Origin of the sequence: Hydrogenovibrio halophilus DSM 15072 (assembly GCF_000384235.1) — a bacterium.
Taxonomy (GTDB): domain Bacteria; phylum Pseudomonadota; class Gammaproteobacteria; order Thiomicrospirales; family Thiomicrospiraceae; genus Hydrogenovibrio; species Hydrogenovibrio halophilus.
Window position 1 is genome coordinate 914,222 of sequence record NZ_KB913033.1, and the last position, 14,081, is coordinate 928,302.

Annotated in this window: 14 protein-coding genes and 1 riboswitch; of the genes, 9 read left to right on the forward strand and 5 right to left on the reverse strand. The window is 56.8% G+C overall.

Features of this window, described 5'->3' with window-relative positions; all coding sequences use genetic code 11:
• From moaA to A377_RS0104420, 4 genes are all read right to left on the reverse strand, one after another.
• Positions 1–996, reverse strand: coding sequence for a GTP 3',8-cyclase MoaA (gene moaA / locus A377_RS0104405; protein WP_019894960.1), 996 nt, complete (start codon positions 994–996; stop codon positions 1–3).
• Between the two features lie 144 nt (positions 997–1,140).
• Complete coding sequence (locus A377_RS0104410) at positions 1,141–2,220, reverse strand: c-type cytochrome (RefSeq protein WP_028485263.1); 1,080 nt, start codon at positions 2,218–2,220, stop codon at positions 1,141–1,143.
• On the reverse strand, positions 2,207–3,568 hold the full coding sequence (soxC, locus tag A377_RS0104415) for a sulfite dehydrogenase (protein ID WP_019894963.1): 1,362 nt from the start codon (positions 3,566–3,568) through the stop codon (positions 2,207–2,209). Before soxC ends, A377_RS0104410 begins: the two co-directional genes overlap by 14 nt.
• 226 nt (positions 3,569–3,794) lie before the next feature.
• Entirely contained in the window at positions 3,795–4,253 is a 459-nt protein-coding gene (locus A377_RS0104420) for a hypothetical protein (protein ID WP_245546770.1), read from the reverse strand.
• Between the two features lie 148 nt (positions 4,254–4,401).
• On the opposite strand from A377_RS0104420, the gene hemB reads away from it, so the two are divergent.
• The 3 genes from hemB to A377_RS0104435 are packed head-to-tail and all read left to right on the forward strand — an operon-like array spanning position 4,402 to position 7,529.
• Complete coding sequence (hemB, locus tag A377_RS0104425; RefSeq protein WP_019894965.1) at positions 4,402–5,415, forward strand: porphobilinogen synthase; 1,014 nt, start codon at positions 4,402–4,404, stop codon at positions 5,413–5,415.
• The gene (gene aroE, locus A377_RS0104430) at positions 5,412–6,248 is read left to right on the forward strand and encodes a shikimate dehydrogenase (protein WP_019894966.1); all 837 of its coding nucleotides are present in this window, start codon (positions 5,412–5,414) and stop codon (positions 6,246–6,248) included. Before hemB ends, aroE begins: the two co-directional genes overlap by 4 nt.
• 21 nt (positions 6,249–6,269) lie before the next feature.
• Entirely contained in the window at positions 6,270–7,529 is a 1,260-nt protein-coding gene (locus A377_RS0104435) for an MgtC/SapB family protein (protein ID WP_019894967.1), read from the forward strand.
• Here A377_RS0104435 and A377_RS0104440 read toward each other — a convergent pair.
• The gene (locus tag A377_RS0104440) at positions 7,526–8,071 is read right to left on the reverse strand and encodes a gamma carbonic anhydrase family protein (protein WP_019894968.1); all 546 of its coding nucleotides are present in this window, start codon (positions 8,069–8,071) and stop codon (positions 7,526–7,528) included. The genes A377_RS0104435 and A377_RS0104440 overlap by 4 nt on opposite strands.
• A 153-nt stretch (positions 8,072–8,224) precedes the next feature.
• A riboswitch (TPP riboswitch) is annotated at positions 8,225–8,350 on the forward strand.
• Between the two features lie 187 nt (positions 8,351–8,537).
• On the opposite strand from A377_RS0104440, the gene thiC reads away from it, so the two are divergent.
• Genes thiC through thiD form a run of 6 tightly spaced genes read left to right on the forward strand, consistent with a single transcriptional unit; the run spans position 8,538 to position 14,034 of the window.
• Positions 8,538–10,457 (forward strand): phosphomethylpyrimidine synthase ThiC, encoded by a 1,920-nt coding sequence (gene thiC, locus A377_RS0104445; protein WP_019894969.1) that lies wholly within the window; start codon positions 8,538–8,540, stop codon positions 10,455–10,457.
• Positions 10,450–11,538 (forward strand): glycine oxidase ThiO, encoded by a 1,089-nt coding sequence (gene thiO, locus A377_RS0104450; protein WP_019894970.1) that lies wholly within the window; start codon positions 10,450–10,452, stop codon positions 11,536–11,538. The genes thiC and thiO overlap by 8 nt, the downstream gene beginning before the upstream one ends.
• On the forward strand, positions 11,535–11,750 hold the full coding sequence (gene thiS / locus A377_RS0104455; RefSeq protein WP_019894971.1) for a sulfur carrier protein ThiS: 216 nt from the start codon (positions 11,535–11,537) through the stop codon (positions 11,748–11,750). The genes thiO and thiS overlap by 4 nt, the downstream gene beginning before the upstream one ends.
• Before the next feature lies 1 nt (position 11,751).
• The gene (locus tag A377_RS0104460; protein ID WP_019894972.1) at positions 11,752–12,543 is read left to right on the forward strand and encodes a thiazole synthase; all 792 of its coding nucleotides are present in this window, start codon (positions 11,752–11,754) and stop codon (positions 12,541–12,543) included.
• The gene (locus A377_RS0104465) at positions 12,543–13,208 is read left to right on the forward strand and encodes a thiamine phosphate synthase (protein ID WP_019894973.1); all 666 of its coding nucleotides are present in this window, start codon (positions 12,543–12,545) and stop codon (positions 13,206–13,208) included. Before A377_RS0104460 ends, A377_RS0104465 begins: the two co-directional genes overlap by 1 nt.
• Positions 13,198–14,034 (forward strand): bifunctional hydroxymethylpyrimidine kinase/phosphomethylpyrimidine kinase, encoded by an 837-nt coding sequence (gene thiD, locus A377_RS11850; RefSeq protein ID WP_051083141.1) that lies wholly within the window; start codon positions 13,198–13,200, stop codon positions 14,032–14,034. The genes A377_RS0104465 and thiD overlap by 11 nt, the downstream gene beginning before the upstream one ends.
• Positions 14,035–14,081 lie beyond the last annotated feature (47 nt).

Below are 14,081 nucleotides of genomic sequence, written 5' to 3' on the forward strand. Positions count from 1 at the left end.
TCAGCCGCCAAGTGAGACCATCTGGCGGAACTCGATGTTGTGAACGTTCTCGTTGAAAAAGTGACGTTCGGGTTTCTTTTTCATGGATTTGACGATCAAGGCCTGTAAGTCCTCGTCTGAAATGCCTTCACGCAACGGCGTTTTCAAATCGACCGAATCTTCCTGCCCCAGACACAACGCCAGAATCCCGGTGGCCGTCAGCCGAACCCGGTTGCAGCTTTCACAGAAATGATCGGACACGGCTGAGATCACTCCGATTTTGGCCTGGGTATCCTGAATTTCAAAATTATTGGCCGGGCCATCATGGCTTTGGCTGGTGCAGGGAATCAAGTCCTTGCCCACATGATCGCGCACCCGTTGCAGAATTTTCTTCTTGGGGTAGTGCTGATCCATCATGCTCACCCCGGCTGGCCCGATGGGCATGGTTTCGATGAAACGCACTTCCACACCGTGTTCGATGCCGAAATCGATCATGTCTTCGATTTCAACGTCGTTGGTGCCTTTCATCACCACCATATTGAATTTCATCGGGTTGAGACCGGCGTCGATCCCGGCTTTGACCCCGGCCAGCACCTTCTCCAGATCCCCGCCGCGGGTGATTTCTTTGAACAGCTTGGGTTTGAGTGAATCAATGGAGATATTGGCACGATGCAAACCCGCTTCTTTCAGGGCCACCGCGTGTTTCTCCAGGTGATGCGCATTGGTCGAAAGCGCGATTTCCTTGAGCCCTTTCAGCGGTGAAATCTGGGAGACAAAGCCCGGGATGCCTTTGCGCACCAATGGCTCCCCGCCGGTAATGCGCACCTTCTTGACCCCCAATGTCACAAACGCGGTGATAATGCGCGTCAGCTCATCAAACGTCAGGTATTCGCTGTGGTGCCCTTCCGGGTGCACGCCCTGTTCTGGCATGCAGTAACCGCAACGGTAATTACAGCGGTCTGTCACCGAAACGCGCAAATATTCAATGTGTCGATCAAACGGGTCAATCAATGGCATCGGGGCCGTCCTTTTTCTCGCTCGTTATTTCCGAGTGGGAATAACGGTTTATTCTACGGATTTCATTGTGTGGTGCAAGTCGAATCCCGGTATTCAGACGAAAAAAAACCCGCCGAAGCGGGTTTTTATGATAAGCGTCAGGCTTTACATGCCTGCGTGACCCACACCTGGTGGATCTTCGTGCATACGTTCAGGTACGTTGTACTGAGGCGTACCATCCGGCAACAAGCGAGCTTGTTCGAAGTTTTGGATATTGCCTTTGCCGTCACCAACCATGTAGTCAGGACAGTCAGACATACAACGTTCGTTGTGAATCACCGGACGGTGGTCACAGAAGAAGTTGCCCTGGTTCTTCATATACTTGTTCTGCTTCATCAGCAGTTCAGAGTTATAGACGGTATCATAATCCAGCTCAATCGGATTACCGTCATCGTCAAAGCCAACCGGAATGTAGTTGGACTGCATGATGTAACCGGTCATGCCCATGTAACCCGCATCACCAATCGCTGGCATGTTAGGCGTCCAGAAAGGCATGGTACGACGGATGTAGTCAAACAGAGTGACCGCATACGGCCAGTAGTTGCCCACGGTTTTCATCGGTGACGAATCATCAAAGTCAGATGTGACCAAGTTGCCGTCTACCGCCAATGGCAAATAGCCTTTGGCGCCTTCACCAAAGTCACCGTGACACATGCCACAGAACTGAACATACAGTTCACCGCCTTCTTCAACGGTCATGCCCACTGAAGGATCGGGCAAATTGTTGCCGTCACCGTCTACAGTGATGTTCCAGACTTTGGTGGCTTCTTCGGCAATGGGCTTACCAAAGCCGTAAGCCTTGAAGTCGGCATCGTTGGTGTAGTTTTTGGCTGCTTCTTCATGCACTTCGGTAAAGGCCGCTGGCACTTTACACTGCGCGTTGCCGTGGTTACCACCATCGATGCTGTCGTCCACTTCGAAGGAGTAAGGGTTGGCCGGGTCCAGCTTAGCCATCAAACCGGTACGACCGTAAGTGGCGTCTTCACCCAGAATGGCTTCGATCACTTTCGGGTCCAAATACTCACCATTGTTTTCTTTGATGATTTCTGCATAGTTTGCAGCGTATTTGCCGTCAATTTTTTCGCCGTTGGCAGAACCGTCGCCGCTGCCGCTCATTGCAAAGGCGGTACCGGTAGCAGCCATGGCCACTGCCGACGCCAGTAGTGTTTGCTTAGTATTGAACATTTTCGATCATACCTCCGTTTTTGCCATCTTCCCATGGGTGAACACGCCAGGTCACCATCGCTGTACGGTGGTAGACGTTGTTGGTGCCTTCCAGCTCACGCATCTGTGGCATCGGCGGCTGTACGTAACCGGTTTCATCGGTTACACGGCTCATCATAAAGGCTTCGGAACCATCCCAGTCCCATTCCACTTCAAAGCGGGTCCAGGCTTTGTCGAGGACCGCGGACGTAAAGTGGGCTTCTTTCCAGTTGCGTCCACCGTCAAAGGAGACGTCAACGTGCTTGACCTTGCCACGACCAGACCAGGCCAGACCACGGACAAAGTATTTACCAGGCCCCTGCATCTTGAAATCTGGTGACGGGTAAGTGATCACCGAGTTGGCTTCCATGTACCATGAGAAACGCTGAGCGGTGCCATCCGGCATCAATTCAGTGTATTTGGAGGTTTCTTCACGATGCTGTGCCGGTACGTCATGCACCTGGATACGACGCAGGTACTTGACCCACATGTTGGCTTCACAGCCTGGCACAACCAGACGAATTGGGTAACCTTGTTCACGACGCAGCGCTTCGCCGTTCTGGGCGTAAGCAATGATGCAGTCGTCCATGGCGATGTCCATCGGGATGGAGCGGGTCAGAGCCGCCGCGTCCGCACCTTCTGGAATCAACCATTTGGCTTCGGGCTTGATGCCCGCTTCTTTCAGCAGATCAGACAGACGCACACCGGTCCATTCCACACAAGACATCATGCCGTGTGTCCACTGGACGGAATCCAGCTGAACCCCTTTCCACTCCATGGCACCGTTGGCCGGACACTCAGCGAAGTGAATGCGGGAAACCGATGGGAAGCGCTTCAGGTCGTCCATGGTAAAAATCAATGGACGCTCAACCAGGCCGTGGATCACCAGACGGTGTTCGGCCGGATCGATGGTCGGAACCCCACCGTGGAAACGCTCAAAGTGCAGACCGTTCGGGGTGATGATCCCGTGCAGGCTTTGCAGTGGCGTCATGGTGATGGACGCCATCGCATCCGGGGTCAGCCATTCCAGCGTACGACGCTGAACTTCTTTTTCGTACGGGGAAGGCATGCCGTATGGGTACTTACGCACACCAAAGCCCAGAGATTTACGCGCAGCGCCGTCTTGCAGCACTTCGGTCATTTCTTCTTTACCGGCATAAGTCGAGACGGCTTTTTTGGGGTCATACTGACCACCTTCCGCCGCTGACGCCGCTTTGGTGAACAGTACACCACCGGCTACGGCTGCACTGCCTTTCAAAAAGGCACGACGACCCTGATCACGGCTCTCGTCGGTTTGCACAGCAACCTTTTCAACGATTTTGTCTGTCATGTTTTGCTCCTTGATTGACAACCGAACCAGTTGCCTCAATTTCAAGAGTTTATATTTAAAAACTTTTATATTATTCAGCGCCACCTGCAACCAGCGACGCACAGCACATTGCTAACCCGTAATAATATGTTTTCCAAGGGTCAAGATCAAGTTTTCCCTCTTGGAAAATTAGAAGTTGCTTATATAAATTTTTTATGGGCAACACACCCCAGTCTATTGACTTGATTTATTGACGCCCTTCATTCTGAGGCAGACGCTGACAAACCGGCCCGGTTTTCGGGTGCTCAATGTCTTCGGCCACCTGATGCAGAAACGCCTGAATTTCTTCGATGCTCAGAACCGATAACAGACGGTTCATGATTTCCGGGTCAATCGCAACGGTGGTGTAGTCGCCCGAACTCAAACGCAACTGCACGCCACAGACATCGGCCTGGGCCCCACCGTCATTGCCTTCGATCAGTGCGGCCTGGTCTTCGAAAAAGCGCTGGTCGTATAAGGCTTCGACCATGTCCATCTGTTCGTCGGTCAATGCCTGACGGACCTGAACTTCGCACACGGTTTCCTCACCGGTTTCGGCCACGGCCAGCACACTGGCCTGAATGCCCTGTTGATTCAATTGCTCGGCAAAACTTTCGGCCAGCGGCCGATCAAAAAACACGTAATCAAAGGTATCCATGTCACTCATTGCATCGCCCTTCGCTTTCAGCCCAAAAGGCCCAATTTTAACCCAACCTCTTACCAGGCCTGGTCAGTTTTATTGATTACCGGGTTGCTTTATTTTTTATGGCCCCGGGAGTATCATGCGATCAAAACCCCTTTCAGGAGCTTCCATCATGATTGAACGCCAATTCCCCATTACCCGCATGCGCCGCATGCGCAAAGACGCCTTTTCCCGCCGACTGATGCAGGAAAACGTCCTCACTGCCAATGACCTGATTTATCCGATGTTTGTGATCGAAGGCGACAACCAGCGCGAAGCGGTCGCCTCCATGCCCGGCATTGAACGCCTGAGCATCGATCTGCTGGTGGACGAAGCCAAAACCCTGGCCTCGCTTGGCATTCCCATGATTGCGCTGTTTCCGGTGCCGGACCCGGACACCAAAACCCTGACCGCCGAAGAAGCGTTCAATCCCGATGGGTTGGTGCAACGCGCCACCCGGGCGGTCAAAGCAGCGGTGCCGGAAATGGGGATCATGACCGATGTGGCGCTGGACCCTTATACCACCCACGGCCAGGACGGCATCATCGACGGCGAAGGCTATGTGCTCAATGACGACACCATTGATGTGTTGATGCAGCAGGCGCTGTCGCATGCGCAGGCCGGAGCCGACGTGGTCGCCCCCTCCGACATGATGGACGGGCGCATTGTCGAGATCCGGGAGCTGCTGGAAGACCACGGTCAGATTCACACCCGCATCATGGCCTATTCCGCCAAATACGCCTCGGCCTATTACGGGCCTTTCCGCGACGCGGTCGGCTCGGCGGGCAATCTGGGCAAGGCCGACAAGAAAACCTACCAGATGGATCCGGCCAACTCTAATGAAGCCCTGCACGAAGTCGCGCTGGACATCAATGAGGGGGCCGACATGGTCATGGTCAAACCCGGTATTCCCTATCTGGACATTGTGTACCGGGTCAAGACCGAATTCCAGGCGCCCACCTTTGTCTACCACGTCAGTGGCGAATACGCGATGCTGAAAGCCGCTGCGCAAAACGGCTGGATTGATGAACGTGCGGTGGTGATGGAAACCCTGCTCAGTTGCAAACGGGCCGGCGCCGACGGCATTCTGACCTACTTTGCCAAACAGGCGGCGATCTGGCTGAAAGAGGACGGAGCGGCACAATGAGCCAACAACCGGACAAATACGCGGTGGTGGGCGACCCCATCGCCCACTCCAAATCGCCCCAGATTCATGCCATGTTTGCCGAACAGACCGGGCAGAACCTGATCTATGAAGCGATTCGGATCGACACCGAAGACGACAACTTTGCCCGGCGCGTGCAGTCCCTGCGCCAGCAAGGCTACAAGGGTCTGAATGTGACCGTGCCCTTCAAACTGGATGCGTTTGAACTGGCCCAGGACCTGAGCGAGCGCGCCCGGACGGCGCATGCGGTGAATACGCTGGTGCTGGATGAGCCCTTGTTTGGCGACAACACCGATGGCGTGGGTCTGGTGAGCGACATCGAAACCAATGCGGGCGTGGCCTTCGCTGGCAAACGGGTGCTGATATTGGGCGCTGGCGGCGCGGTGCAGGGCATTCTGCAGCCGCTGCTGCAAAAACAACCAGGCCTGGTGCACATTGCCAATCGCACGGCCAAACGCGCAGACGTATTGGGGCAACGCTTTGAGACCGACGTGCCTCTGTCGGCCAGCGGCTGGGAAGACATTCCCGTTGATCGGCCCTATGACATTGTGATCAATGGCACCTCGGCCAGTCTGGAAGGCAAGCGCCCGCCCGTGTCCGAGCAAATCATGGGGCCCCAGTCACTGGTCTATGACATGATGTATCAGAATGAGCCCACCGTGTTTATGCAGTGGGCACACCAACACCAGCCGAAATGTCAGACGCGGGATGGTCTGGGCATGCTGGTGGGACAGGCCGCCGAATCGTTTGCGCTCTGGCGCGGCGTCCACCCGCAAACCCAGCCAGTGATCGAGGCCTTGCGCGCACAGATGTAACCCTGTCAAACGAGGAGATGGATGACCGAATTCCAGCAATTGCTTTACCCATTGGGCGTCGCTCTGGCCATCGGCCTGCTGATTGGCACCGAGCGCGGCTGGCAAAACCGCGAAACCCGTGATGGCGGACGCATTGCCGGGGTACGCACCTTCGGCCTGGTCGGCCTGCTCGGCGGATTGCTCGCCATCGTCGATCTCGACCACTGGGTCATTGGGCTGGCGTTTGTGGCGCTGGCCGGTGTCATGACCAGTGTGTATGCGCTCAATCTGCGTCAGGGCGATGACGTGGGCATCACCACACTGATTGCGACGCTGGTCACTTTTATGCTGGGGGTGCTCGCCGGAATGGGCGACGTTCTGCTCGCCAGCGCCACCGCCGTGGTGGTCACTCTGCTGCTCACCTACAAGCCGGCCCTGCATCGCGGGCTGGCGCGTCTCCAACCCAAGGAACTGCATGCGGCCCTGAAACTGTTGTTGATTTCGGTGGTGCTGCTACCCATTCTGCCCAATCAGGGCTATGGCCCCTATCAGGCGCTCAACCCTTACGAAATCTGGTGGATGGTGGTGGTGATCGCCGCCATTTCTTTTGTTGGCTACAGCGCCATCAAAATCGGCGGCGCGCGCAAAGGCGCGGTTTTTACCGGTCTTTTTGGTGGATTGGCCGCTTCCACAGCGGTCACCCTACACTTTTCACGCCTGACCCGCACCCACTCGGAAATGGGACCCATGCTCGCCACCGGCATTCTGATTGCCTGCGGCACCATGTTTCCACGCATGCTGCTGGTGGCCTCGGCCTTGAGCCCCGCATTGTTTTACCCGCTGTGGCTGCCGGCGCTGGTGATGGCGATTCTCACCTACCTGCCGGCCGTGATCTACTGGCGCGCCCAGGCCCATCAGAACCCGATTCAGGAAACGCCCTTGAGGAACCCGCTGGAATTGAAGACCGCGCTGGCATTCGGGTTGCTGCTGACACTGGTGATGCTGCTCGGGCAGACCCTGCGCGACTGGTTTGGGGACGCGGGCATTCTGGCGCTGGCCGCCGCCTCCGGTGTGGCCGATGTCGATGCCATCACCCTGTCGCTGGCACGGATGAGCCAGGAAGAGCTGGGTACCGCCATTGCCGCGACCGGGATTGTGATCGCCGCCGCCGTCAACAATTTGGTCAAAGGCAGCATGGCCGCCAGCATCGGCGGCAGACAAATGCTCACCCGCGTCGCCCTGCCTCTCTGGCTCAGCGGCGGCATCGGCCTGATCACCACCTGGCTTTGGGTCTGGGCTTAGTCGATTTGAGCGTCCTGTTGGGCGTAGGTGTTTTTCAAACGCACATAATGCCCGGCCGAATATTTGAAAAACGCTTTTTCTTCGTCGGTGAGCGGACGGATTTTTTTGACCGGTGACCCCAGATACAGATGGCCGGATTCCAATTCTTTATTAGGCGGCACCAGAGAGTTGGCCCCGATCATCACCTGGGAACGCACCACCGCGTTGTCCAACACCACCGAACCCATGCCGATCAGGCACTGGTCTTCGATCACACAGCCGTGCAATACCACATTGTGTCCCACCGTCACGTCCTCGCCCACCCGGCATTGCGAGCCTTTGGTCATGTCAGAGCTGTGCGTGGTGTGGCAGACACAGCCATCCTGAATATTGGAGCGGGCACCGATCCGGATGGCGTTGACGTCACCGCGCAAGGTCGCATTGGGCCAGACACTGACGTCTTCGCCCAAAGTGCAATCGCCAATCACCACCGCAGAGGCATCCACCCAGGCGGATTCCGCCAACGTTGGAAACCATTCTTTAAAACCACGTAATGCTTTCATCGTCTTTCCTGAAGGTTATTGAATTCATGAGGTTAGTGTATGCGATCCCTGGTTTTCAGCCAACTGCAAAGCACACCAGGCCTGGTGGATTTTCACTGTTTTACTTGAAAGCCGACCAAAGCTTTGCTAACTTAAAAAAGCAATTGAAAAATTGATTCGCTCTCGGGGTGTGTGCCCAAACACTGAGACAGCCAAGCGAACCGTCCGACGGTTCCGGTGGCTGAACCCGCTGAACTTGATCTGGTTAAAACCAGCGTAAGGAAGAGACCTCCCCCCGCTTTGGGTGTTCGCACCCGGTTTGCGTCGGGGTCGATGTGTCGACACCTGACGTGAAGCCGCCGATTCCGCTTCGTTTCCGTCTGTGTCCACTCAGTTTGATGTTCCGATCTTGCCGGTGTTTTTCACCTGCAGAATCGTCCTTTCTTCGCGGTTTTTTCCTGGCTTTTAACACAGGAAACAAACGCACATGACAGCCAACACCACCGCAACCGCCGCCAACGAGCAATTGGCGCAAACCCTCAGCCAAACCCCTTTGCCGGCTTCCAGAAAAACCTATCTGACGCATGACGCCTTTCCCGATCTGAAAGTGCCGATGCGCCGCATTGCGCTGACCAACGGCGAACATTTTGATGTCTATGACACCTCCGGCCCTTATACCGACACAGAGATCGAAGTCGATGTCACCCGCGGCCTGTCCCCGGTACGAGACCAATGGATTGAGGCACGTCAGGACACGGAATCTTACTCCGGTCGCCAGCCCAATCCGGTGGACAATGGCCTCAAAACCGATGCCCAGATGCAACGATTATTGGAGGCGACAACCGGTTTACGCCGCCAGCCACTCAAAGCCAGACACGGTCACAAGGTGACGCAAATGCACTATGCCCGCCAGGGCATCGTCACTCCGGAAATGGTGTTTGTGGCATTGCGCGAAAACCAGCGCCGCCTGGAAGCAACCGCTGACACTTCTGCCGAAACCCCGGTCGAAGCCGAGCGCCGTCAGCGCTTGAAAGGACAGGGATTCGGAGCCAATCTGCCCGAAACCATCACCCCGGAATTCGTTCGGGACGAAATCGCGGCCGGTCGCGCTGTGATCCCCTGCAACATCAACCACCCGGAAGCCGAGCCCATGATCATTGGTCGCAATTTTCTGGTCAAGGTCAATGCCAATATCGGCAATTCGGCCACCACCTCGTCGATTGACGAAGAAGTGGAAAAAATGGTCTGGGCCACCCGCTGGGGCGCGGACACGGTGATGGATCTGTCTACCGGGCAAAACATTCACACCACCCGCGACTGGATTTTGCGCAACAGCCCGGTGCCCATCGGGACCGTGCCGATTTATCAGGCACTGGAAAAGGTCAATGGCGTGGCCGAAGACCTGAGCTGGGAAGTGTTTCGCGATACCCTGATCGAACAGGCCGAACAGGGCGTGGACTACTTCACCATTCACGCCGGGGTGCGTCTGGCGTTTGTGCCCATGACCGCGGACCGGGTGACCGGGATTGTCTCGCGCGGTGGCTCGATCATGGCCAAATGGTGCATTGCCCACCATCAGGAAAGCTTTATTTACGAGCATTTTGCCGAGATTTGCGACACCCTCAACGCCTATGACATCACCGTGTCTCTGGGCGACGGTCTGCGTCCAGGCTCGATTGCCGACGCCAATGACCAGGCCCAACTGGCCGAACTCAAAACCCTGGGCGAGCTGACCAAAATTGCTTGGGAAAAAGACGTGCAGGTAATCATCGAGGGGCCGGGGCATGTGCCCATGCATCTGATCAAGGAAAACATGGATCTGCAACTGGCCGACTGTCACGAAGCCCCTTTCTACACGCTCGGGCCTTTGACGACCGACATTGCGCCCGGTTATGACCACATCACGTCCGGGATCGGGGCCGCACAGATTGGCTGGTATGGCACCGCCATGCTCTGTTACGTCACCCCCAAAGAACATCTGGGGCTGCCCAATCGCAATGACGTCAAAGAAGGCCTGATCACCTACAAAATCGCGGCCCATGCCGCCGATTTGGCCAAGGGACATCCGGCTGCGCGGCAGTGGGACGACCAGATGAGCCGGGCCCGGTTTGAATTTCGCTGGGAAGATCAGTTTAACCTGTCGCTGGACCCGGAACGGGCACGGGCTTACCACGACGAAACCCTGCCGCGCGATTCGGCCAAGGTCGCGCATTTCTGTTCCATGTGCGGCCCCAAGTTCTGCTCCATGAAAATCTCACAGGAGGTGCGCGATTACGCCGAAGCCAAAGGGCTGACCTCTCAAGAAGCGATTGAAGCCGGCATGCGTGACATGTCGGAACGCTTTCAGGAAAAGGGCGGCAAAGTGTATGTGGAACTGGATCAGCTGACGGGCACCGATCATGGCTGAGCGCAGGCATTTTGGCATCGTCGGAGCGGGCCTGCTGGGGCGCATTTTGGCCATGACTTTGATCGGGCATGGTCACAGGGTCACCTTGTTTGATCGGGACGCCAGCTTTGGTGATCAATCTGCCGGTATGACCGCCGCCGGGATGCTGGCCCCTTTCGCCGAGGTCGAAACCGCCGAATCGGACATCCTCACGCTGGGGCTTCGCTCCATGGCCCTTTGGCCAGAATTGGTGCGGACGCTGGGCATCGAAACCGCCTTGCAGCAACAGGGCAGTGTGCTGACCGCCCATCCTGCCGACCAAAACGAACTGGCCCTGTTTATGCAGCGACTGAAAAGCCGGGCACCGGAAGCATCTCAAACGGTTCAGCCATTGGAATCGGCTCAACTCCAGCAACTGGAACCGGATTTGTCCGCTTTTCACCAGGCCTGGTATCTGCCTCAGGAAGGGCAGGTGGACAGCCGCCGGTTTATGGCCGCCAGTGAACGTTTTTTGCACCAACACCCACTTGTTGACTGGCAGATTACCAGTTCGGCCGACCCGACGCGGGAAGGCACGGTGCGCACAGAGGAGGCGTCGCCTCAGGGCTTCGACCATGTCTTCGACTGTCGGGGACTGGGTGCCGCACCGGACTGGCAGAGCCTGCGCGGTGTACGCGGAGAAGTCATTCGGATTCAGGCTCCCGAAGTGCGTCTGCAGCGCCCGGTTCGGCTGATGCACCCGCGTTATCGGATTTACGTGGTGCCTCGGCCTCACAATGAATATGTGATCGGGGCCACCGAAATCGAAGCCAATGACGACAGTCCGCTGTCGGTTCGCTCTGCACTGGAATTGCTGTCCGCCGCCTACAGCCTGCATCCGGGCTTTGGCGAAGCCCGGATTCTGGAAACCCGCACCGCCTGTCGACCCGCTTTGCCCGATAACAAACCGTCGATGGTGCAGGAAGGAAAACGCACCCGCATCAACGGCCTGTATCGACATGGCTATCTGCTGGCGCCCGCATTGGCGCAGGACGCTGCCGCCTGCTTTGTGCCGGCGTTTGTGGCCGATGACAACTTGACCAAAACGGAGGATCCGGCATGAGCGACTCGACTGTGTCCATTGTTGTCAACAATGCCCCGGTACGCTTGAAAGCACCTTTGCGCTTGACGGAGCTATTGAAACACATGGCCTGCGACGACCAATCGGTGGCCGTGGCCGTCAATCTGGATTTTGTGCCCAGAAGCCGCTGGGCCAATCACTTTTTACAACCGGGCGATCAGGTTGAAATCGTCGCCCCCATGCAAGGAGGTTGATATGACCGATTCCTGGCGCCTGGCCGACACCCAGGTAAGCAGCCGCCTGATGATCGGCTCTGCGCTCTACCCATCGCCCGAGGTGATGCAGTCTGCGATTGAGGCCAGTGGGGCCGAAGTCGTGACCGTTTCCCTGCGCCGACAGACCGCCGGGCAAAACACCGATTCCAGTTACTGGTCCTGGCTGAAACAACTGCCGGTCCACTGGCTGCCCAATACCGCCGGTTGTTACGGGGTGCGCGAAGCCGTCACCACGGCCCAAATGGCACGGGAGGTGTTTGGCACCCATTGGCTCAAACTGGAGGTGATCGGCGATGAACAGACCCTGCAGCCGGACCCGTTCGGGCTGGTTGAAGCAGCGGACATTTTAATCCGAGACGGGTTTGAGGTCTTTCCCTATATGACCGATGACCTGGTATTGGCCCAGCGCCTGGTCGATGTGGGTTGCCGCATTCTGATGCCCTGGGCCTCGCCCATCGGCAGTGGTCAGGGGATACGCCATCCGCAAAATATTATGCTTTTACGTGAACGTTTTCCTCAGGTTCAACTGATCGTGGATGCTGGGCTCGGACGGCCGTCGGATGCCACCGAGGCCATGGAGTTTGGATGTGACGGTGTATTGCTGAATTCCGCCATTGCTCTGTCGCCTGATCCGACACGCATGGCCGGCGCCTTTGAGCAGGCCGTTTCCGCCGGTCGCCTTGGGTATCGCGCTGGCATCATGCCCCAGCGCCAGTGGGCGAGTGCTTCCACTCCGACCATCGGCACACCTTTTTGGCATCAGGTACCGTAATGCGATTTGCTTCTTTGCCGACTTTACTGGGCATCTACCCATTGGTTGAAAGCGCACAGAAGGCCTGTGCCATGGCGAACGCTGGAGCCAGAGTGGTTCAACTTCGAATCAAAAACCGACCCATCGAAAAGATCGAAGCCGAAGTGGCGCTGGCGTGCCGCCTTATGGCAGACATGCCCTGCCAACTCATCATCAATGACCACTGGGCACTGGCAATCCGATACGGTGCCGACGGTGTGCACCTCGGCCAGGAAGATTTATCAGAAGTGCATGATGAGATACTCTCGCAACTGAGCCATGCCGGTCTCGCGCTGGGGCTAAGTAGCCATACGCTCGATGAAATCACCCGTGCCCAGCTCTGGTCACCTTCCTATCTAGCAATTGGGCCGATCTTTGAGTCACCCAGCAAACGTTTGCCCTACCCCGCGGTGGGGATGGATCGCCTTACACAGTGGGCCCAAACGGTTCCCTGCCCCGTCATTGCCATCGGAGGCATTCAAGCCCGGCACTTGCCCCAACTGGGTCGATCGGGCATTGCCGGTGTCGCCATGATCGATGCGTTGCAAAGGGCCGATGACCCGGTCACAGAACTGCGCAGCCTGCAAAGCCTTTTTGACCAGGCCTGGTCTGTTTCACATGAAACGGGAGAACGCCATGTCAGTTAATACCAAGCCTTCTGTTTTGACAGTGGCCGGGTCGGACAGCTTCGCCGGGGCGGGCATTCAGGCAGACCTGAAAGCCATTCAAGCCCAAGGTGCACACGCCCTGACTGTGGTCACAGCCATTACCGCTCAAAATTCCAAAGGGGTACAGGCCGTGCATGCCTTGCCTGCTCAGTGGGTGGACGAACAACTGGATGCCTTGCTTTCAGACCAGCAGGTGGACGCCATTAAAATCGGGGCCCTTGCGAACCCGACCATTGTAGAGACAGTGGCCAAACACTTGGCACCCTATGCGACTCTGCCCATTGTGCTGGACCCAGTCGTCATGAGTTCCAGCGGCCATCGTCTTTTATCGCAGGCGGGCGAGAAAGCCTTGATCAAGCAACTGCTGCCACTGGCGACCCTGATCACCCCCAACCAGCCCGAAGCGCAGGCGCTTTCAGGCTGTGCCGCATCCGACAACCCTTCGCCAGGCGCGCTGGCTCAGCGCCTTCTGTCACTTGGGGCGGGGGCCGTACTCATCAAAGGCGGTCATAACCCAGACCCTTTAGCCTGCTGCGACCGGTTATTTCAACGCAAACACCCCGTCAAAACGACGTGTTCTCCCCGCGTGAGTACCTCGGCGACGCACGGCACTGGCTGCTTGCTGTCATCCGCCATCGCCACCCACTTGGCCAAAGGCCATGACTTAGCGACCTCTGTCGAACTGAGTCACCACTGGCTACATCAATGCCTTAAGCAAACCGAAAACATGACCTTGACATGCCTCAACCCGACTGGAGAAGAACCACGCTTTCCAGTACCGGTTATCAAACCGCCTGCAGACTGAGATTACATAAAGATTGAATTTTCTGCCCACCCCGAAAGGTTAAACTG